This window comes from Bacteroides sp. AF32-8BH, assembly GCF_003435205.1.
In the GTDB taxonomy this organism is placed as follows: domain Bacteria; phylum Bacteroidota; class Bacteroidia; order Bacteroidales; family Bacteroidaceae; genus Bacteroides; species Bacteroides ovatus.
This window is the reverse complement of record NZ_QVLZ01000038.1, coordinates 42,208-65,584: the sequence shown is the minus strand read 5'-3', so window position 1 is coordinate 65,584 and position 23,377 is coordinate 42,208. Positions and strand designations below refer to the sequence as shown.

Genomic DNA, 23,377 nt, shown 5'->3' with positions numbered 1-23,377 from the left:
CTCCCAAGCAATCACGCTTACTAGTGCACAACCCTTGAAGGTTACTTTAGGAGAAGATACGCAGGTGTTGGACGAAGTAGTCGTTACTGCATTAGGTATCAAGCGCGCAACTAAAGCATTAAGCTATAATGTGCAAGAAGTAAAAGGTGATGAATTGACAACTGTAAAAAGTGCCAATTTTATGAACTCACTGGCTGGAAAGGTGGCTGGTGTTAATATCAATGCATCTTCATCCGGTGTTGGAGGGGCTACGCGTGTAGTTATGCGTGGTACCAAATCTATATCTTCAGACAATAATGCTTTATATGTAATTGATGGTGTTCCTATTTTTAATACAAATAAAGGTGACACTAACGGACAATATTCAGCCCAACCGAGAGGAGAGGGTATATCTGATATCAATCCGGAAGATATTGAAAGCATGTCTGTATTAAGTGGACCTGCTGCTGCGGCCTTGTATGGCTCTAATGCAGCGTCTGGTGTAATTTTAATTACTACAAAGAAGGGAAAAGAAGGTAAGGCACGAATTATTATTTCTAATAATTCTACTTTTTCCAATCCTTTTATAATGCCTGAATTCCAAAATTCTTATATAAACCGCGCAGGTTCCTTTGCTTCATGGGGAGATAAAGCGTCTTCCCTTTTCGGAACTTATGAGCCAAAAGATTTTTTCAATACAGGTACTAATATTCAGAATAACGTTTCTTTATCTGTTGGTAATGAAAAGAATCAAACTTATCTGTCTGTAGGTACTACTAATGCAACTGGTATCATTCAAAATAGCAAATATGACCGTTACAATTTTACCTTCAGAAATACAACAAAATTCCTGAAGGATAAAATGACATTAGATGTGGGTTTTAGCTATATTATCCAAGAAGATCTTAATCTAATGGCACAAGGTGAATATTTCAATCCACTACCAGCCGTATATCTATTCCCGCGTGGCGAAAACTTTGAAGCTGTGAGGATGTATAAAACGTATGACACAACTCGTAAGATTGATGTACAGAACTGGGGATGGGGTGATCCTGGATACAGTATGAAAAATAATCCATATTGGGTGGCTAATGAGATGAACCATGGTATGAAAAAACAACGCTACATGGCTAATGCCAGTTTAAAATATGAAATTTTAGATTGGCTTGATGTGACAGGGCGTGTCCGCATTGATAATGCAACCAATGATTATTCAGATAAAAGAAATGCTTCTACTGACCTTTACTTTACTAATAGTTCTATTTATGGATTCTATAAGTACTATAAAGCTGACGATAGACAGGCTTATGCAGACGTGATGGCTAATATTAATAAACGCTTTGGTGACTTAAGTTTAAGTGCTAATATTGGCGGTAGTTTTACTCAAACTTATTATGACGAAAGAGGATTCCAAGGTGGTTTGAAAGATATGTCTAATGTTTTTAGTCTATATAATATGACTACTACCTTGGATAAAGATACTTATCCTATAGAAAGTGGATATAAACAACGTACCAACTCTATTTTTGCTAGTGCGGAAATTGGCTGGAAGAGTATGTTATATATGACTTTAACCGGGCGTAATGATTGGGATTCAGCATTGATTAATACAGAACAATCATCTTTCTTTTATCCATCAATAGGACTTTCAGGAGTAATTTCCGAAATGGTGAAATTACCCAAAGCTATTACTTATTTGAAAGTACGCGGTTCATTTGCTTCAGTAGGTGCTCCTATTCCTAAGAATCTTTCTTCTAACAAAACGTATGAGTGGGACCCTGCGACTAGTCAATGGAAATTACAAACTTACCGTCCTTTGCCTAAACTTTATCCTGAACGTACAAATTCTTGGGAGGCTGGTTTGAATGCCAAATTCTTTAATAATAGTTTAAGTTTGGAAGTTACCTGGTATAAGGCTAATACTCGCAAACAAACATTCCAGGTTCCTTTGTCAGGAACCGCTGTATATGCGACTATGTATGCACAGTCTGGTAATATTGAGAATAAAGGTATGGAATTTTCTTTAGGGTATAATAAATCATGGGGAGATTTCTCATGGAATTCCAATTTGACTTTTAGTTTTAATAAAAATAAGATTGTAGAACTCTTGGATGATGCAGTGGATGATGAAGGTAATCACTATAGTTTGAGTGAGATAGATAAAGGTGGCATTGGATCGGCTAAAGTTATTCTTCGTAAAGGAGGAAGCATGGGAGACATGTATGTCACTAATCGTTTGAAACGTGATAACGAAGGAAATGTATTTATTGATAAAGCGAGCCAGAATGTGAAAAAAGAGGATATAAAGAATTCGGATGAGTTTATTCATATTGGCTCTGTATTGCCTAAGAGCAATTTAGGCTTTAGAAATGATTTCTCTTATAAAGGCATTAGCTTGGGATTCATGCTTGCTGCCCGCTTTGGAGGTATTGTTATCTCACCAACACAAGCTGTAATGGATCAGTTCGGAGTATCTAAGGTCACAGCTTTAGCACGTGATAATGAAGGTGTTCCTGTAAATAATGGAAAAGTGGATCCCCAGACTTATTATACAGAAGTGGGTGGAATAAGTGGATTGATGTCTAACTATGTATATAGTGCTACTAATGTTCGTTTACAAGAGTTATCGGTGGGCTATTCACTTCCAGCCAAATGGTTTAATAACAAATGTAATCTTAGTTTGTCAATAACAGGTCACAACTTGTGGATGATTTATAATAAAGCACCATTTGATCCGGAAGCTACCGCTTCTACTGGTACTTATTATCAAGGTGTTGATTACTTTATGCAACCAAGTTTGAGAAGTTGGGGATTTAATGTAAAAATACAGTTTTAACGATAAAAGAATAACCAAATGAAAATATATAAATTCATAACGCAGATTTCTATTGCAGGCTGTATGCTTGTTGGAACTCCAATGTTACAAGGATGCATGGATAATAGCTTGAATGATCCGTTGGGAAAAGTTTCGGAAGAAGAACTTGGACGAGATGGATTTGCTGCCAATGCTTTCTTCTTGACTTTATGTGATTATGCATATCCCATAGCTACTGAAAACATTTATAATACCAATGAATCCTTGATTGGTGACTGCTATGGACGTTATCAAGTAATGGCAACAGATAAGTTTAAAGGGGCAAATTTTGCTACATATAATGCACCCGAGAACTGGTTAAACTGGCAGTTTGCAGATGATAATGTAATGGTATTGACGTATGGTGCATGGAATAAAATAAAGAATGTAACCCAAGGGACAGGGGTTAACTTTGCATGGGCACAGATCCTAAGAATTGCGACAATGCATCGTATGCTTGATATGTATGGGGCACTTCCTTATTCCCAAATTTCAAGTGATAAACTTTCGACTCCTTACGATACAATGGAGGAAGCATATCATGCAATGTTTACTGATCTGACTGATGCAATTAATGTAATGACTGTTTATGTGACCGAAAATCCAAACAACAGAACGATGGCTAAGTATGATAAAGTTTATGACGGTGATTTTGAGAAATGGGTGAAATTTGCAAATTCACTGAAACTACGTATGGCCATTCGTATTCGTTTTGCAGATCGTGAATATGCCAGACAGATGGCGGAGGAAGCTATTAACCATTCTATAGGGGTAATTACTTCCAATGAAGATAACGCAACTTCTTTAGGCACTAAAAATCAATTGTATACGGTATTAGTGCAATGGCCTGACCAATGTGTCTCTGCCGATATTACATCTTATATGAAAGGATACAACGATCCACGTATGTCGAAATATTTTAAAAAGAAAACGAGCGATAAAGGAGATGATGATTATGTGGGTATGCGCGCAGGTTTGTCTTATGGTAATGATATTACCGGACCGACTTTCTCTAGAATAAATGTTGGAGAGATGGATCGTACTTTATGGATGAGTGCAGCTGAAACAGCTTTTAATAAAGCTGAAGCGGCAATGTTAGGATGGGATGTAAAAGGAGAAACGGTGAAAGATTTGTATGAATCAGCTATCAGACTTTCCTTTGCACAATGGGGAGTATCGGATGGTATTGACCAATACCTGAATGATGAATCAAGTACTCAGGCTGATTATGTAGATCCTAATGAGAATAAGGGGAATGAAAGTGCTATTAGTTCTATAACTATCAAATGGAAAGATGATGCTGGTGAGGAAGAAAAACTGGAAAGATTAATAACCCAAAAATGGATTGCAATGTGGCCTTTGGGACAAGAAGCATGGAGCGAGTATCGTCGTACTGGGTATCCGCGTTTTTTCCCGTTATTGAATGGAAATGTAACCAATCTTCCTTCCGCTAATCGTATTCCGTTCCCACCATCGGAATATATTCGTAATGCTGCTAATGTAAATGCTGCTGTAAGTAAATTGGGTGGCGCTGATAATTATCAGACTAAGGTTTGGTGGCAGCGTAGGGATAAGTGAATAATAGTATAATCTATATTAATATAAATAGTATGAGAAAGATATTCTATTTTATAATGTTGTTATTTGGCATAACGGTTGCGAATACAGCGTGTGATGATTGGACAGACATGGAACCAAAATTCCAGGAAGATATGACTCAGTCGTCACTTCCGGAAGAATACTATGCCCAGCTTCGCGCTTATAAGAAAACAGATCATCCGGTTGCTTTCGGATGGTTTGGTAATTGGACCGGAAATGGAGCTACTTTAGAAAAATGTTTAGCCGGACTTCCTGATAGTGTGGATTTTGTTTCTATTTGGGGTAACTGGAGAAATTTGACAGAAGCGCAAACAAAAGATTTGCGTTATGTACAAAATGTAAAAGGGACTAAAGCTTTGATGTGTTTTATTGTTCAAAATATCGGTGACCAATTGACTCCCGAGGAATATAAAGATAATTATCTGGAATTCTGGGGATGGAATGAGAATAAGGAAGAAGCTATAAAGAAATATGCCCATGCAATATGTGATAGTATTGATAAATATGGATATGATGGCTTTGATATTGACTATGAGCCTAATTTTGGTCATCGAGGTAACATGAGTGGAAGTGATGAGAATATGTTGTTGTTCATTCAGACCTTGGGAGAAAGAATCGGACCAAAATCGGGTACAGACAGGCTATTAGTAATTGACGGTGAGCCACAAAGTATTGTATCGGAGTCAGGTCCTTATTTTAATTATTTTATAGTGCAGGCTTATGATTCTCCAGGAGATAATACTGGACGTGACAATTTGGATAGCCGTTTAAACTCTACAATAAGAAACTTCGATGGGCATTTGACTGCAGAAGAAGTTGCTAAGAAATATATTGTAACTGAAAACTTTGAAAAATGGGCTTTGTCTGGTGGGGCTGATTTCACTGATCGATATGGAAATAAAATGAAGTCATTGGAAGGTATGGCACGTTGGACACCTATTATTAACGGGAAAAAATGTGTAAAAGGAGGGGTCGGAACTTATCATATGGAGTATGAATATACAATTGATGGTACAGAAGAATCTTATCCTTATTTGCGTAATGCTATCCGCATTATGAATCCACCGGTAAAATAATAAATTTAAAGATATAATAATTATGAGATATCTGGTAAAAAATAAAAATACAATAATGTTCGCCTTTGCCATATTGCTTTGTGCAATTATAGCAAGTTGTGAAGATGCAAAGTATGATACTATCGGCAGTAGAATTTATTTAGCTGAATCCAGTAGTTTGTCTTATGAGTCCAAAAAGGTAACAGTAGCCGAAGAGGGTAGTGTTGTCACTGTGACTCCGCGGTCGGGACAAATTGCAACAGAAGATATAGAAGTTACTTTGGGACTAAGTCCGAAATCGTTGGAAGTATATAATACAAAAAGTGGTACGAACTATAAATCTATGCCAGAAGGTTCATATTCTTTTGATCAAAAGACAGTGGTTATAAAAAAAGGAGAATTAGTGGCTCCTACTGTTAAAGTAACAATTGATCCGTTGACAAAGGAAATGCTTGATTCTGGTGATAAATTTGCACTACCGGTTGCTATTACTGCTGTATCAGGTGGGCAACAAACTTTGGAAGGTGCAGATGTGATGATTTATATCATGGATCAGGTTATTATAACCTCTGCACCAGTGTTGACGGGTACAAAACCAATTACTATGGAAATGCGTCAGGATTATACAGTAACTCAATGGTCACTTGAAATGCGTATTAATATGAGCGAACTTGGGGATGGGGTGACTCCTGGAGTTGGTTATCCTGGTCCTCCTAGCTATCAGAATCAAGCAATATTTTCTGCAGGTCCAGGTAATGGTATCGCAGAAGATGGTGAAATTTATATCCGTTTTGGTGATGGCCCGATTCCTGGTAATATTTTGCAGATAAAAACACAAGGTACTCAAGTAAATGCTGCTACTAAGTTTAAAAATAATCAATGGTATCATTTGGCATTTGTTTGTGATGGAGTGAAATTGACTATTTATGTAAATGGAAATATTGATGCAACATTAGATCTTCCAAGAAAACCTTTGCGTCTTGTTAAGAATAGTTTTGGTATATGCAATGGTGATTGGATGGTTACAGATGCTATAGTTAGCGAAGTACGTTTTTGGACTACTGCTATTTCACAGTCGCAGATTCAGAATAATATGTTTGCGATAAATCCGGGTACGGATGGCTTGGAGGCTTATTGGAAATTGAATGAAGGGGCAGGAACCGAGTTTAAAGACGCAACTGGTCATGGAAATAAAGCCACGGCGCCTAATGGAGTTGTCAGATGGGTAGATGGCATTAGATCAGATGGTAAATAATATAATATTCAAATGATGTAATTATGAGATTGAAAAATATAATATGGAAAACAGTAGTGATGTCATTAATGGCATCACCACTGTGCATCTCTTGTGACGATGATGACGAAGTTACTGTAAATTCTAAGTTTTATCTTTCTACGAAAGTTTTTCCGGTAGATTCTTATGAAGCATCGTTGTCAGTGATTTTGAAAGATAATTCAGTGGTCGTAAATGAGTTACAACCTAATTATCGGTTTGTTGCATGTGCCACGGAGAGATTATCGAAAGATGTGAAAATAACAGCCGATAGTGATGATAATCTAGTAAGTGCTTACAATAAAGCTAATGATACGGAATATAACATATTACCTGCTGAAAATTATTCTTTCACCAATAAAACTGTTACTATTGAAAATGGAGAAAGTGTATCTGGAGATTCTATAAAAATAGAGCTATTAAATGTAGGATCGTTGACTACAGAAGGGGGATATTTGTTGCCAGTTACCATATCTTCTATAGAAGGTAATAACTTAGATGCACTTAGCTCTAACAGAGGAGTAGTTTATGTGAAAATTCAAAATATTCATGTCAATGTAGAGTCCGGGCAACCGGCTGAAGGTACTTTGATTGCCGATCGTTCTGGCTGGACTGTAAAAGTTGCCCCGACGACTCGTGGAGATGCTAAAAATCTAATTGATGGAACAAATTCTGATGTAGCTCGTGATGGAGGAGCAGAATATTGGCTAACTGTGGATATAGGTAAGGTGCAGACATTAACAGGAATAAGAAATAAGTGTTATGCTAGTAGTTATTCACCGACTGCAGTAGAAGTATTTACTTCAGGTGATGGAATAAAATGGAAATCTATCGGAACTGTAACTATTTCAAGAAGTGGCACACAATATATTAAGTTTTCGAAAGCTATTGAAACGCGTTATTTAAAGTATTATGTGAAACAAGGTCCCAATACGGTCAGCCTTACGGAATTTGACCTATATGCGAAATAATTAATAGGTTATTGAAAATTTTTAAGTCCCACTTTTTCGTATTTTCGGATAAAGTGGGACTTATTATATAAGTTAATAAATAAAAAAAGAAAAAGATTGATTGTTTAATAGTATCATATTGATTGTATTACTATTATATAATAACTTTTAATAGCAAGAAAAACATGAAATTATCTATTATTCTACGGTTCTGTTTATGGTTTATGGGAATTAGTATGGCGTTTCCGTCTCTCTCTCAAACTATGTTAGTAACTAATGGGAATACAAGTTCTAGGATCATTTTGAAAGAGAATAATCAAATATCGTGGACAGCTGCAAATTTGTTACAAACATTTATTCAAAAAGTAACCAGTTGTAAGCTGCCTGTTGTTATAAGTCAAACTCCTCGAAAAGGAGATATTCTCATTGGTGGTCAATCTCCAGCGGAAGTAACAGAGGATGGATTCTCTATTTCTACTCAAGATGGTATTCTAAAAATATCTGGTAAAGAAAACGGTGTTGTATATGGAGTTGTTACTTTATTGGAGCAATATTTGGGTATCGATTATTGGGGAGAGAATGAATATTCTCTTACCCCTTCAAAAACGGTGAACTTACCCTTCATTAATAAAGTCGAAAACCCGGGCTTTCGTTATCGTCAGACACAATGTTATGCTATCCATACAGACTCTATTTATAAGTGGTGGAATCGTTTAGAGGAACCGAATGAAGTGTTTGCTGCCGGTTATTGGGTGCATACTTTTGATAAGCTTCTGCCTTCATCCATTTATGGGAAAGAACATCCGGAATATTATTCTTACTTCAAAGGAAAACGCCACCCGGGAAAGGCCAGTCAGTGGTGTTTGAGTAATCCGGAGGTTTTTGAGATTGTTGCTCAACGTGTTGATTCTATTTTCAAAGCAAATCCAGATAAACATATCATGTCTGTAAGTCAGAATGATGGTAATTATACAAATTGTACGTGTGATGCTTGTAAGGCAATTGATGATTATGAAGGAGCATTATCAGGAAGTATCATCACTTTTCTGAATAAGTTGGCTGCCCGTTTTCCGGATAAAGAATTTTCCACATTGGCTTATCTATATACGATGAATCCTCCGAAACATGTGAAACCTTTGCCGAATGTGAATATTATGTTATGTGATATTGACTGTGACCGTGAAGTAACTTTGACGGAGAATGCTTCGGGAAAAAAGTTTGTGAAAGCCATGGAAGGATGGTCTAAGATTACCAATAATATTTTCGTGTGGGATTACGGTATTAACTTTGATAATTATCTGGCTCCATTTCCTAATTTCCATATTTTACAGGACAATATCCGTCTTTTCAAAAAGAATCATGCCACCATGCATTTCTCTCAAATAGCAGGGAGCAGGGGAGGAGATTTTGCAGAACTTCGCGCTTATTTAGTGTCAAAGTTAATGTGGAATCCAGAAGTTAATGTAGACTCATTGATGCAACATTTTCTGCATGGATATTATGGGGAAGCAGCGCCATATCTTTATCAGTACATAAAGATAATGGAAGGCGCATTAATTGGTAGTGGACAGAGGTTGTGGATATATGATTCACCTGTATCACATAAATATGGCATGTTAAAGCCTGCTTTGATGCGTCGTTATAATCATTTATTTGATTTGGCTGAAAAGGCTGTTGCAGCAGAACCCGATTTCTTAAAACGAGTTCAACGGGCACGTCTGCCAATTCAGTATTCAGAACTGGAGATTGCACGAACAGAGACAGAAAAAGATTTGGTAGATATTAATAAGAAGTTAGACCTTTTTGAGGAACGCGTGAAAGAGTTTCAAGTTCCTACATTGAATGAGCGTTCCAATTCACCGGTAGACTATTGCAAATTGTATCGCGAACGTTACATGCCGCAGAAAGAAAGAAGTTTAGCTTTGGGTGCAAAAGTTACTTATCTAATTCCTCCTACCGGAAAATATGCGGCATTAGGAAAGAACGCATTGGTTGACGGTTTGTTTGGTGGAGCAACCTTTGTTGATAGCTGGATTGGTTGGGAAGGAACCGATGGTGCATTTGTTATAGATTTGGGCGAAACAAAAGAGATACAAAGTGTGGAAACAGATTTTCTTCATCAAATAGGGGCCTGGATTCTTTTTCCTCTAAAGGTGGTTTATTCATATGCTGAAGACGGTGAGCATTATACACATTGGAAAACGATTGATTTACCGGAAGAACGTACCGGTGAGGTAAAATTCCGTGGAGTCAAGGCTGAATCAGCCGAACCGATAAAAACTCGTTATGTGAAAGTAGAAGTCACCGGAACGAAAGAATGTCCGACTTGGCATTATGGTGTAGGCCATCCTTCGTGGTTCTTTATAGACGAAGTGATAATAAAATAAAAAAAGTAGGGGGGAGACGTTAGTAGTTTCCCCCTTTTAGTTGTATTATATATAGATGGGTCAGAAAAATGTTTTTTTTCATCTATATACTATGATTTATGCAACAGAATAAAACTGCTTCTCAACGAAAAACTATTAACCCGGCTTGCTGGGTACCTACTGCTTATTTTGCAATGGGACTTCCCTTTATTGCTATTAATCTGGTTTCTGTTTTCATGTTTAAGGATCTTGGAATTTCGGATACGCAAATTGCATTCTGGACTTCTCTGATTATGATGCCTTGGACACTGAAATTTTTGTGGAGCCCTTTTCTTGAAATGTATCGGACGAAAAAATTCTTCGTATTGATTACAGAATTATTGAGTGGTGTATTGTTTGGAGTAGTAGCCTTTTCTTTGTTTTTCGATTACTTTTTCGCTATAAGTATCTCTACGATGGCAGTGATTGCCTTTAGTGGAGCAACGCACGATATTGCTTGTGATGGTGTATATATGGCTGAATTGAACAAGGAAGATCAGGCAAAATATATCGGAGTTCAAGGGGCTTTTTATAATGTAGCCAAATTGGTTGCTAATGGAGGATTAGTTGCTATGGCAGGAGCATTGGCAGAGCACTTCGGAGCAATAGAAGGTGCTTCGATAGATGCTAACAAAGGAGCGTATTCATCTGCATGGATGATTATTTTCGGCGTAATTGCGGCAATAATGGTACTGATCGGTATTTATCATATAAAAATGTTACCTTCTACACAGGTTCCGTCAACAACAAAGAAAACTGCATCGGAGGTTGGACACGAATTGGTAGCAGTAATTGCTAACTTCTTTACTAAAAAGCATATTCTTTATTACATCTGTTTTATTATTTTATATCGTTTGGCAGAAGGCTTTATCATGAAAATAGCTCCGCTGTTTTTGCGTGCTTCAAGGGATGTAGGCGGCTTAGGACTGTCGTTAACAGAGATCGGCACGCTAAATGGTATCTTTGGTTCCGCTGCTTTCGTTTTAGGCTCATTGTTAGCAGGTATTTATGTCTCTAAGTTCGGATTGAAAAAGACACTATTTACTCTCTGCTGTATTTTTAATCTTCCGTTTGTAGCCTATACCTTTTTGGCAGTTGCACAGCCTACTAATGTATATCTGATCGGAACTTGTATAACAATGGAATATTTTGGTTATGGCTTTGGTTTTGTCGGATTGACGTTGTTTATGATGCAACAGATTGCTCCAGGCAAACATCAAATGTCACATTACGCATTTGCTTCAGGAATCATGAATCTGGGAGTGATGCTTCCGGGAATGGTTAGTGGTTATCTTAGTGACTTATTAGGATATCGTAATTTCTTTATCTATGTGTTAATCGCAACTATTCCAGCTTTTCTGATTACTTATTTCATACCTTTCACGTATGATGACTCAAAAAATAAATAATATAAAATCAACGATTATGAATAAAATTCAAATTCCTTGGGAAGATCGTCCTGTCGGATGTACGGACGTTATGTGGCGTTACTCACAAAATCCAGTTATCGGACGTTATCATATTCCTTCATCTAATAGTATTTTCAATAGTGCTGTTGTTCCTTTTGAGGATGGTTTTGCAGGCGTATTCCGTTGTGATAACAAAGCTGTACAGATGAATATCTTTGCAGGTTTTAGTAAGGACGGAATTCATTGGGATATCAATCATGAACCTATTCAGTTTAAAGCAGGTAACACGGAAATGATTGAGTCGGAATATAAATACGACCCTCGTGTTACATGGATTGAAGACCGTTATTGGGTGACTTGGTGTAATGGCTATCATGGCCCTACGATTGGTATTGCCTATACTTTTGACTTTAAGGAGTTTTTCCAGTGCGAGAATGCTTTCTTGCCTTTCAATCGTAATGGTGTACTTTTCCCGCAGAAGATCGATGGCAAGTATGCGATGTTGAGTCGTCCAAGTGATAATGGACATACTCCGTTTGGCGATATATACATCAGCTATAGCCCGGATATGAAATATTGGGGTGAACACCGTTGTGTAATGAAAGTGACTCCTTTCCCGGAAAGCGCTTGGCAGTGTACAAAGATTGGTGCAGGTTCGGTTCCTTTCCTTACAGATGAAGGCTGGTTGCTGTTCTATCACGGTGTAATCACTACTTGTAATGGTTTCCGTTACGCTATGGGAGCTGCCATATTGGATAAAGATCATCCGGAAAAAGTTCTTTACCGTACACGTGAATATCTGATAGGTCCGGCTGCTCCTTACGAACTTCAGGGTGACGTTCCTAATGTAGTATTCCCCTGTGCTGCTTTGCAAGATGGTGAACGTGTTGCTGTTTATTATGGTGCGGCAGATACTGTGGTAGGTATGGCCTTCGGATATATAAAAGAGATTATCGATTTTACGAAACGAACGAGTATCATTTAATAAAGATATGAAACGTATTATATTAACTTACACACTTGCTTTTTCCCTTCTTTCCGCCTATGCGGGGGAAGGGGGGAGCCCTCCCCTTAATACGGATAAAAGTCTTTTGATAGATTATGTGGATCCTTTTATCGGAACTACAAATTTCGGAACGACCAATCCGGGAGCGATTTGCCCCAATGGTATGATGTCTGTGGTTCCTTTCAATGTGATGGGATCTTCCGAAAACACATACGATAAAGATGCCCGATGGTGGTCTACGCCTTATGAATATACAAATTGTTTCTTTACCGGATATGCTCATGTGAATTTGAGTGGAGTCGGTTGTCCGGAATTAGGTTCTTTATTATTGATGCCTACTACCGGAGAACTGAATGTGGATTATAAAGAATATGGTAGTAAGTATAAGGATGAACAGGCCTCACCGGGCTATTATTCTAATTATCTGACTAAATATAATGTAAAAACAGAAGTTTCGGCTACTCCGCGTAGCGGTATTGCCCGGTTTACTTTCCCAAAAGGGAAAAGCCACATCCTGCTGAATTTGGGTGAGGGGTTAACGAATGAGAGTGGCGCTATGCTTCGTCGTGTAAGCGATAGCGAAGTGGAAGGAGTCAAACTACTTGGTACATTTTGTTATAATCCTCAAGCTGTATTCCCTATTTACTTTGTATTGCGGGTTAAAAAGAATCCTTCTGCAACAGGGTATTGGAAGAAACAACGTCCGATGATGGGGGTTGAGGCTGAATGGGATAAGGATCAGGGAAAGTATAAACTTTATACTCGCTACGGAAAAGAAATAGCAGGAGATGACATTGGTACTTATTTCTCCTTCGATACAGAAGAAGGTGAACAAGTAGAAGTACAAATGGGAGTTTCTTTTGTAAGCATAGAAAATGCCCGTTTGAATCTGGATCGTGAACAGGCTGGAAAGGATTTTGAGAAGATTCATGCGGAAGCACGTTCCAAATGGAATGATGACTTGTCACGCATAACAGTGGAAGGTGGTACAGATGCCCAAAAGACTGTGTTTTATACAGCGCTTTATCATTTGCTGATTCATCCTAATATTTTGCAGGATGTAAACGGAGAATATCCGGCAATGGAAAGTGATAAGATCCTGACAACCAAAGGTGATCGCTATACCGTATTTTCTCTTTGGGATACCTACCGCAATGTTCATCAATTGCTGACCTTGGTTTATCCGGAACGTCAGATGGAAATGGTGCGCACAATGCTTGATATGTATCGTGAACATGGATGGTTGCCTAAGTGGGAATTATATGGCAGAGAAACATTGACAATGGAAGGTGATCCGAGTATTCCGGTAATTGTAGATACCTGGATGAAAGGTTTGCGTGACTTTGATGTTGATTTGGCTTATGAGGCAATGTACAAATCTGCTACGTTACCGGGGGCGGAAAACTTGATGCGTCCTGATAATGATGATTATATGTCTAAAGGATATGTACCCCTTCGTGAACAGTATGACAATTCCGTCTCTCATGCATTGGAATATTATATTGCCGATTTTGCATTGTCTCGTTTTGCAGCTGCTTTAGGTAAAAAGAAAGATGCAGAGATGTTCTATAAACGTTCTTTAGGATACAAACATTATTATAGTAAAGAATTTGGTACTTTCCGTCCGATTCTCCCCGATGGAACGTTTTATAGCCCGTTTAATCCGAGACAAGGAGAGAACTTTGAACCGAATCCCGGTTTCCATGAAGGTAGTTCCTGGAATTATACGTTCTATGTACCACATGATGTATATGGCTTGGCGAAATTAATGGGGGGAAAGAAACCTTTTATTGATAAACTACAAATGGTTTTTGATGAAGGACTTTACGACCCGGCAAATGAACCGGATATTGCTTATGCTCATTTATTCTCATACTTTAAAGGTGAAGAATGGCGTACGCAGAAAGAGACGCAGCGTTTATTAGATAAGTACTTTACAACAAAACCTGATGGTATTCCAGGAAATGATGATACGGGAACGATGTCTTCCTGGGCTATTTTCAATATGATCGGTTTTTATCCGGATTGTCCCGGACTGCCCGAATATACATTGACGACTCCGGTCTTTAATAAGGTAACGATCCGGTTAGATCCGAAATGGTATAAAGAGAACGAATTGGTGATTGAAACCAATCGTACTCAACCAGGAACTTTATATATTGATAAGGTACTATTGGATGGCAAGAAGTTCAATAAATATCATATCACACATGATGAACTTGTTCACGGCAAATATTTAAAGTTTGATTTGAAATAACACACAGTGTTTCATAGGTATCGTTTTTGGGTTGACAGGGCTGTCGGACTTTTTATAGTCCGGCAGCCCATTTTTTTACATTTACTTCTGTTATTACTTCTTCGAAAATAGTGACGGTATATGCCCGGGATAGTGACGGTATCGGACCAAGATAGCGTCACTATCCCGGGCATATACCGTCACTATCTTACTTTTATTAAATTATACTCCGTAGTATTTTTAGTTATTCTCTGTTTTATAGGTGATTACAAAAATCTATTCCATACGTCTACTATGTAAATCGTATGCAATAAAATAAAAAATGAGAAGAAATTTATTTAAACATATCCTTTGGATATTGATACTTGCAGAGTGTTTTCCTCTATTGGCAATTGCCGGATCGCAGCAAAAGGAACAACGTTATAAAATAGCCGTATGTGACTGGATGATTCTGAAACGTCAGAAAATCGGTTCATTCCAATTGGTACATGAATTGAATGGTGACGGTGTAGAATTGGATATGGGTGGTCTTGGCAAGAGGGAAATGTTTGATAATAAATTGCGCGAGCCCCATTTCCAGCAGTTATTTCGTGAAACTGCTCAAAAATATCAATTAGAAGTTTCTTCTATTGCTATGTCCGGTTTCTATGGACAGTCTTTTCTGGAACGAGCTAACTATAAAGATTTAGTTCAGGATTGCCTTCATGCCATGAAAGTGATGAATGCCAAAGTAGCCTTTCTTCCTTTGGGAGGAATCAAAGCCGGATGGGAAAAGATTCCGGCACTACGGACAGAAGTTGTAAAACGCTTGAAGGAGGTAGGAGATATGGCAGCTTCTGAAGGAGTGGTGATTGGTATTGAAACTCAACTGGATGCAAAAGGAGATGTGAAACTACTGAAAGAAATTAATTCTCCCGGAATCAAGATCTATTTTAAATTTCAAAATGCATTGGAGAATGGAAGGGATTTGTGCAAGGAGCTGAAAATTCTGGGGAAAAAGAGGATTTGCCAGATTCACTGTACGGACACAGATGGAGTGACTTTACCTTATAATGAACGATTGGACATGAATAAGGTGAAAAAGACGCTGGATAAGATGGGATGGATTGGATGGCTGGTAGTAGAACGTTCGCGCGATAAGGATGACGTGCGGAACGTGAAAAAGAATTATAGTACGAATATTAAGTATTTGAAAGAGGTGTTTCAACAGAGATAGGAGGATATTATGATATAGTTAATATTACAAAGAGAGAGAAAAAAATGCAAAATCTATTTTTTTTATTCTTTTAAGTGATTACATATTTTTTGATTGTACGTCTTTCCTTAAAAGATCTTTTAGATTTTGAAGATATAATATATTATTTTTGTTTAAATTAAAATTTAATCTATGAAGAGTAAAATGAAGATTAAAATGAAGATTGCCGGAAAGTTATGGGGCTTGTCAGCAATTCTTTTATTCGTTTCTTGTGCTAAAGGTTTTGATGATAATGAAACCTTTTCTGGAGGTGTGACAAATGCACAGTTGGAATCGCCGGTTATCGACGATAATAGCTTTTCAACCTTAACAAACTCTGATGGTACAGAAAGTGTAAAGATAACGTGGCCGGTAGTTATGGGAGCTGGAGGATATTTGCTTAATGTAGATCTTATAGAAGATCCGGCAGACCCTACAGTTACTACAGAGAATCCTGTTGTTGTGATGCAAGATAGTGTTGTAGATGGTTCATCTGTTGTATTTACGAAAACAGAAGATGCTACCTATAAAATAAAAATAAAGACACTTGGCAATGAAAAACTGAACAATAAGGAAGCACAAGAGAGTACTGATTTTAAATATGTTGCATTGGTGCCTGCTACAACAATTCCTGTAGGTGAAGATATAGCTGAATATATTAATAATCAATTGAAAGATAGTGATAAAGAACAAGCTTTTGCTTTGGAAGCAGGTAAGTCTTATGTTCTGAATGGTATTGTTGATTTTAGATTGAATGTGATTACACTTCGTAGTACTGATAAAGATAATCGTCCAACGGTAAAAGTTGGAGCTAGCGGAGGATTTATGACGCAAGCTGGATTGAAAATTAAATTCATTAATTTTGATTGTTCAGAAATGACTGGTGCTGGTTTTTTAACTCTAAGTGGAGAACCTAGTGAAACAATATCAATAAAGAGTTTAGGCTATGATAAAGATGAAGCTAATCAAGATGGTTATATCATCAATAAGCCTGTAATTATTCAGGAATGTAATATCAAAAATCTGCAGAATAGCTTGCTTTATGGTAATAAAAAACCATGGACTTTACGTGATTTCCGTATTACAGATTGCATCGTACAGATGAATAATGCTGGCTCTAATGGGGTTATTAATTTATATGGTGCTACGGGTACAATTAAAGATATGACTATTAAGAATAGTACATTTTATAATTTAGTGAAAAATAGTTCTGCTTATTTTATTCGTTATCAAAATAACTCACAACCTTGGAAATATTTTGGCAAGAGTGATAATACTTCAACTCACATTATATCCAATAACACATTCTGTAAGACTTTTTCAAATAAAGACTTTGGCAATAATATACCTAATGATAAGACCTCAATGACACAAAAAGTTGAATACAATATATTCTATGATGTATATCGTTTATATCAGTATCTTCAAAGTAATAATAAGAAATCAACTGTTGGCAATACTATTTGGGGAGTTGATGGTGGAACTCCTAATGGCAATGATACAGGAGGACGAAAAGATGATAATGGTAATCCGTTTGCTACACTTGAAGACCCTGCGTTCGTAGGTCCTTTCTTGCAGGAACTTGACTTATTAAAAACTAACGGTGGTGTTGATTTTGAACCTAAAGGTGCAGAAGCTGTAAAAAATAAAGGTGGTGACCCTCGTTGGTATAAATAAATATAAAGTATAAATTATAATGCTATAATAATGAAACATAATAATATAATTAAATTGTGCCTTGGCATATTTCTGGCTTTCACAATGGCTTTGCCTGCTATTGCCCAGAAAACACAGACATTCAAAGGTGTAGTGGTAGATACGACGGGGGAACCTATTATTGGTGCTTCTGTGAAGGTGGTAGGTACAACTACTGGGACTATAACTGATTTGGATGGTAAATTTATGGTTGTTGTTCCATCTGGAAAACAGGTTGAAATATCTTATATAGGGTATATAACACAGGTATTATCAGATTTTAAGCAGACTAAGATTGAACTGAAAGAAGATACGCAGCAGTTAGATGAGGTTGTAGTGGTAGGTTATGGTACGCAGAAAAAAGCGCATCTAACAGGAGCTATTGCTACTGTACCTATGGATGATATTCAGGATCTTGCTTCCGGTAACCTGGCAAGTACGTTGAGTGGTATGGTAAATGGACTTAGCGTTAGTGGTGGAGATGCACGACCAGGTGAGAATGCTCGGATTAATATTCGTCAAAATGATGTTTTATCAGATATTGGTGGTACTGCTTCAGAACCATTATATGTTATTGATGGGTATATTTATCCTGTAGAAGTGAAAATTGGTGATGTTACAGAAAACTTAGGAGCAACTGCATTTAATAATTTGGATCCGTCTGTAATTGAAAGTATTTCGGTTTTGAAAGATGCTGCGGCTGCTGTATACGGTGCTCGTGCTGCCAATGGTGTTATATTGGTTACTACTAAGAGAGGTAAACAAGGTGCACCTAAGATCTCATATAGTGGAACTTTTGGCGTTGTGGATGAGGTTTCGCGTGCTAAGATGTTGAATGCTTACCAATATGGTCAACTTTGGAATGCTGTACGTGCGGCTGATCCGACTGACGTATCTATTAATTTGCAAAATGATTTGTTTCAGGCAGACGAGTTGAATGCAATGAAAGGTTTGAATTATGACTTGTTGGACAAATACTGGAAAGCGGCATTGACACAAAAACATAGTATCAATATGACCGGTGGTTCAGAAAGAGCTAATTATTTTGGAGGAATATCTTATTTTGATCAAGATGGTAATCTTGGTAATCTGGATTATAACCGTTGGAACTATCGTGCTGGTGTTGATGTGAAGATTAGTAAATGGTTAAAAGCAAGTCTTCAGGTTTCAGGTGACTATGGAAAGAAAAACAAACCGAATGTGAAGGTTGGAGGTAGTAATGACGAGAAAGACTATAATCTTCTGTTAGTTCGTCCATATTATATTCCTGAAGAAGTGAATGGTATTCCAATCGTGCCTTATGGTATTAGCAATTCACAGGTAAGTTCTTCGCAAAACTATTCATTTTCTCTGCTTCAAAACGCAGGGGATTATAATAGAACAGAAACATCGAATATGAACATTAATGCGGGGCTGGAATATGATTTTGGATGGAATAAATGGTTGAAAGGGTTAAAACTAAAATTCTCTTATTCAAAGAGTATCAATTCTACAAAAAACAATCAATATGGTTCGTCATATGAGCTTTATTATATGTCCAAACGTGCTGGAAGTGGAAATCACTTGTATACACCTATCCAAGGGCAGGAATCTCTTTATGAAGAGTTGCTGGCAGAAAACAATTTCTTACTAGCTAATAATGGTTCTGCTATAAACAATGCCAGTGGGGATCCTTATTTGTCTCGTACAATGAGCCGTGCTGATAATTATCAGATGAACTTCACTGCAACTTATAACCGTGATTTTGGTAGTCATCATATAGGTGCTTTGTTTTCTATTGAAAAATCAGAGGCTGAAAGTGAATATTTAGTGGGACAGGTTACTAATCCTTATGAATTTACCAATGGACAATCGAATCTAGTTCAATATAATAGTGCATCTACTACAGAATTTAAACGTGCAGAGTCTGGTACATTATCATATATTGGTCGTGTGAACTATGCATATGCTGATAAGTACTTGTTTGAGTTCCTGCTTCGCTCGGATGCATCAACCAAGTTTGCTCCTGAAAATTATTGGGGAGTTTTTCCTTCAGTTTCTGCTGGTTGGATTATATCACAAGAAGAATGGTTTAAAAAGAGTGTGAAATGGGTTGATTATTTGAAAGTACGAGCTTCGTTTGGTTTAACAGGTCGGGATAATACGAAAGCATGGCAATGGATGCAGAACTATGCGGTTGATAAAGATAAAGGACCTATATTTGGTGTTAATACATCAACAAACGCTGGTAATCATATAACTATTAATAAAGAAATATCCGCTGTAAACCGTGATGCACACTGGGATAAGTCATATAAAGCAAACTTTGGTTTGGATTTCAATGTGTTGAATAACCGTTTATCATTCAATATTGATGGTTATTATGAGTGGAATCGCGAAATGTTACTCCCATATTCAGCTTCTATTCCAGGTACAGTAGGAACACAGTCTGCGAATTTTAATTATGGAGAGTTGGACACATATGGCATGGAGTTATCTGTGACTTGGAGAGATAAAATAGGAAAAGATTTTAAATATAAAGTGTCTGTGAATACCGGATATACGGATAATAAGGTGCTCATGATGGACTGGGAAACCAACCAGCGTTATATGAAGATTCATGAGGGCAGTCGTACCGATATGGGAACATGGGGAATGCAGTGTCTTGGTATGTTCCGTAGTTATCAAGATATAGATGAATATTTCACCAAATATAATATTACATCATATATGGGTATGACTAAGGATAATGTAAAACCTGGTATGTTAATATATAAAGATATTCGTGGTGCAGAACAGACCGACGGAACCTATGCTGGACCAGATGGAGTTGTAAGTTATGAAAATGATCAAGTCCGTTTGTCAAACCGAAGTAATCCTTATGGTTTCACTACAAATTTGAGTGCAGAATGGAAAGGTATTTCTTTGTCTGCACAGATAAGCGCAAGTTGGGGAGGATATAGTTTTGTCCCAACATCGGCACTTAAGATCGGTAACATGGTTGGTTCAGGATCGGGTTCGTATACAGATCTGGAATATACCAATATGCCATCCTTCTGGAATACAGATAATATGTTTGTTTATAATGATGTAGTTGATGCGTCAGGTAATGTGGTTGTAAAAGCTAATCGCAATGCAAAATATCCTAACTTAAGATGGGGTAGTGTTAATAGTGTGAATTCAACATATTGGAGAGTGAGTGGAACTCGCGTTAGCATGAATCGCTTAACATTAGCATATGCCATACCATCGAAGTTTACAAGATTGATCGGTATTGAAAGTTGTCGTTTCAATGTAACAGGACAGAACTTATTTAGTTTCTATAATCCTTATCCTGATAATTTTATAGATCCTATGACTTCTTATGGTAGTTATCCTACTTTGCGTAAGTTTACTATTGGTGTAAATGTGACATTCTAAAAAGAAATAACGATGAAAAGAAAAAATATAATAGCTTTCAGTGTTGCTTTAATGGCGATAGGTGCTTTCACTTCATGTAGTGATGAGTTTCTACAAGATAAAAAAAATTACGACTATGTTGACGCAAGTACATATAATACATTCAGTGGTGCAAAAGCACGTGTAGATGATATATATGCTTGGTGCTTGCCTAATGCGAGTTCCGAACCAAGTTGGAAATACAATAGTACCGGAGCAGCTGATTTACAGTCTAAGTCTACAGAAGAGTATAGTGGATTCGGATCATTCGTAGATCCTGACGCTCCGATGACCAGTCAGAGTGGAAACAATACGGTTCCTGATTATTTTCATAATAGTGGTAATAATATTCAGGCAAGTGTTTGGGGACGTATTCGTAATTGCAATGATGTTATTTATGGTATAGAGAATAGTACTCTTTCAGAAGAAGAAAAGAATGAGTTACTCGGACAGGTTTATTTCTTTCGTGCATGGTGTTACTACAACTTGGTGAAGTGGTATGGTGGAGTGCCTATAATTACGGAAGTACAAGAACCAGTGGCAGGGGCTATCACTCCTCGTTCTACAACAAAAGCGTGTGTTAATTTTATTTGTGAGGATTTAGAGCGTTCAGCGCAGTTGCTTGCTCCGTTTACTGAAAATGGAGGATGGCCTTCAAGTGATTTTGGACGTGTTACTTCCGGTACAGCACTAGCATTGAAAGGACGAACTCTTTTGTTATATGCAAGTCCGTTGTTTAACCGTAAAAATGATGTGGAACGTTGGAGGAAAGCTTATAATGAAATCACTGCTGATTTACCCCGAATAAATGCTTGTGGATATGGTTTAGTTAATGAAGGTAATGCCGGAACTAATGCTTCAGGTTGGGCGAATGTTTTTTCAATGGTTGATGGCAATACAGAAGCTGTGTTTGTAACACTATATAATGATATAGCCACTGGTGGAGTACCTGATTTTAGTAAAAATAACTCATGGGAACATGGTATTCGGCCATCAAATGCCATGGGAGGTGGTGGCAAAACTCCTTCTGCTATGATGGTTGATATGTTTCCTATGGCTGATGGAAAAAGACCTTCTATGTGCAATACTTATACTACACTAGAGCAATCTTCTGTTGCTTATGATAAGAATGTTCCATTTGCCAATCGTGATCCTCGTTTTTATCGGACATTTGCTTTCCCCGGAGTACGCTGGGCTTTCAGTGGTGATCCTAAGAATGCAAGCAATAATAATCCTTATACAGGGGATAAGTATAATTTGTGGAACTATGTTTGGTATGCTAATGAGAGTGATAGAGATAATGAAGAGGCTAGTAGCTCTAATACTTATGGTGCGGATAACTTGTTGACAAATGCTAAAGGTTTCTATATACGTAAACGTTCGGATGATTTAGATGTGAATTCGAATGCCAGATATAAATTTACTCAAGCAAATGGTTTTAAATTTAGTGGTAGCCCATATTTGGAGATTCGTTATGCTGAAGTGTTGTTGAATTATGCAGAAGCTGCATGTGGTGCTGGTGAAATGGGAGTAGCTGTTGAACAATTGAAGAAGATACGTGCTCGTGTAGGATATACATCTGCAAATAATTTCGGTTTACAGACCAACTTGTCAGGTGACCAAGCTGCATGTTTTGCTGCCATCTTGTACGAACGTCAGATTGAATTGGCTTATGAAGGAAAACGTTTTGATGACTTACGCCGTTGGATGTTGTTTGATGGTGGTGCAGAAAGAGCAGAAGGTGCTCCTGACACATGGGTTCCGTCTGGTTGGAATGGAAACACTTGCACTTATTTAGGTTTTAAACAACTCAATGGACAACGCCGTGATAATCTTGAATTCCGTGTTAGTAGTACTCATGAGAGTAAAGGGCTTGGTGGTACTTCGTGGGAAATAAATGGAGTAAATCCAGATCCTCTAAAAGATGTAACACGTCCGGATGCATTAGATTTGAGACAAGCGGATATTTCCAGTCAACAGAATAAGTTAGTTGAGTTTTATAATACTTATTTGACGCGTAAAATGAAGAAAGGTGATGCATATACTACTGATCATACACCTAAATATATGAATTTTCTTCCTAGATATTACTTCCTAGGTTTTGCGGAAGGAGCTCAAAAGGCTAATCAGACATTGCCACAGACTATTGGTTGGGCAGATTATAATAATGGTGGTGCTAACGGTACTTTCGATCCATTAGCAGAATAAATTTATAATATCTGATTTATCTTGATAACGTCTCTAATATCTCTTGAATGAGAGGAT

Annotated in this window: 13 protein-coding genes; all 13 read left to right on the top strand. The window is 37.4% G+C overall.

The window, feature by feature from the left end; genetic code table 11:
* On the top strand, positions 1-2,815 hold a 2,815-nt coding region (locus tag DWZ47_RS22695), incomplete at its 5' end, for a SusC/RagA family TonB-linked outer membrane protein (protein ID WP_233525090.1).
* Between the two features lie 18 nt (positions 2,816-2,833).
* A complete protein-coding gene (locus DWZ47_RS22690) occupies positions 2,834-4,411 on the top strand; it encodes a SusD/RagB family nutrient-binding outer membrane lipoprotein (protein WP_004310777.1) in 1,578 nt (525 codons plus the stop codon).
* A gap of 32 nt (positions 4,412-4,443) precedes the next feature.
* Positions 4,444-5,508 (top strand): glycoside hydrolase family 18, encoded by a 1,065-nt coding sequence (locus tag DWZ47_RS22685; RefSeq protein ID WP_022199820.1) that lies wholly within the window; start codon positions 4,444-4,446, stop codon positions 5,506-5,508.
* 22 nt (positions 5,509-5,530) lie between these two features.
* Positions 5,531-6,742 carry a DUF1735 and LamG domain-containing protein gene (locus tag DWZ47_RS22680; protein ID WP_008640544.1) on the top strand — a complete coding sequence of 404 codons (1,212 nt, stop codon included), beginning with the start codon at positions 5,531-5,533 and terminating at the stop codon, positions 6,740-6,742.
* 23 nt (positions 6,743-6,765) lie between these two features.
* Positions 6,766-7,731 (top strand): BT_3987 domain-containing protein, encoded by a 966-nt coding sequence (locus DWZ47_RS22675; RefSeq protein WP_004306235.1) that lies wholly within the window; start codon positions 6,766-6,768, stop codon positions 7,729-7,731.
* Positions 7,732-7,895: 164 nt separating this feature from the next.
* Entirely contained in the window at positions 7,896-10,097 is a 2,202-nt protein-coding gene (locus DWZ47_RS22670) for a DUF4838 domain-containing protein (protein WP_117514773.1), read from the top strand.
* Positions 10,098-10,195: 98 nt separating this feature from the next.
* Positions 10,196-11,524 (top strand): MFS transporter, encoded by a 1,329-nt coding sequence (locus DWZ47_RS22665; RefSeq protein WP_004306233.1) that lies wholly within the window; start codon positions 10,196-10,198, stop codon positions 11,522-11,524.
* Between the two features lie 16 nt (positions 11,525-11,540).
* A complete protein-coding gene (locus DWZ47_RS22660; protein ID WP_004318517.1) occupies positions 11,541-12,509 on the top strand; it encodes a 1,4-beta-mannosyl-N-acetylglucosamine phosphorylase in 969 nt (322 codons plus the stop codon).
* A 7-nt stretch (positions 12,510-12,516) separates the two neighbouring features.
* The gene (locus DWZ47_RS22655; protein ID WP_117514771.1) at positions 12,517-14,787 is read left to right on the top strand and encodes a GH92 family glycosyl hydrolase; all 2,271 of its coding nucleotides are present in this window, start codon (positions 12,517-12,519) and stop codon (positions 14,785-14,787) included.
* A gap of 301 nt (positions 14,788-15,088) precedes the next feature.
* Complete coding sequence (locus tag DWZ47_RS22650; protein WP_004300476.1) at positions 15,089-15,982, top strand: sugar phosphate isomerase/epimerase family protein; 894 nt, start codon at positions 15,089-15,091, stop codon at positions 15,980-15,982.
* A 171-nt stretch (positions 15,983-16,153) separates the two neighbouring features.
* Positions 16,154-17,677, top strand: coding sequence for a DUF4992 family lipoprotein (locus DWZ47_RS22645; protein ID WP_004300477.1), 1,524 nt, complete (start codon positions 16,154-16,156; stop codon positions 17,675-17,677).
* A gap of 30 nt (positions 17,678-17,707) precedes the next feature.
* The gene (locus DWZ47_RS22640; protein WP_117514769.1) at positions 17,708-21,094 is read left to right on the top strand and encodes a SusC/RagA family TonB-linked outer membrane protein; all 3,387 of its coding nucleotides are present in this window, start codon (positions 17,708-17,710) and stop codon (positions 21,092-21,094) included.
* A 12-nt stretch (positions 21,095-21,106) separates the two neighbouring features.
* Positions 21,107-23,320: a RagB/SusD family nutrient uptake outer membrane protein gene (locus tag DWZ47_RS22635; protein ID WP_117514768.1), complete on the top strand. Its 2,214-nt coding sequence runs from the start codon at positions 21,107-21,109 to the stop codon at positions 23,318-23,320.
* Positions 23,321-23,377 lie beyond the last annotated feature (57 nt).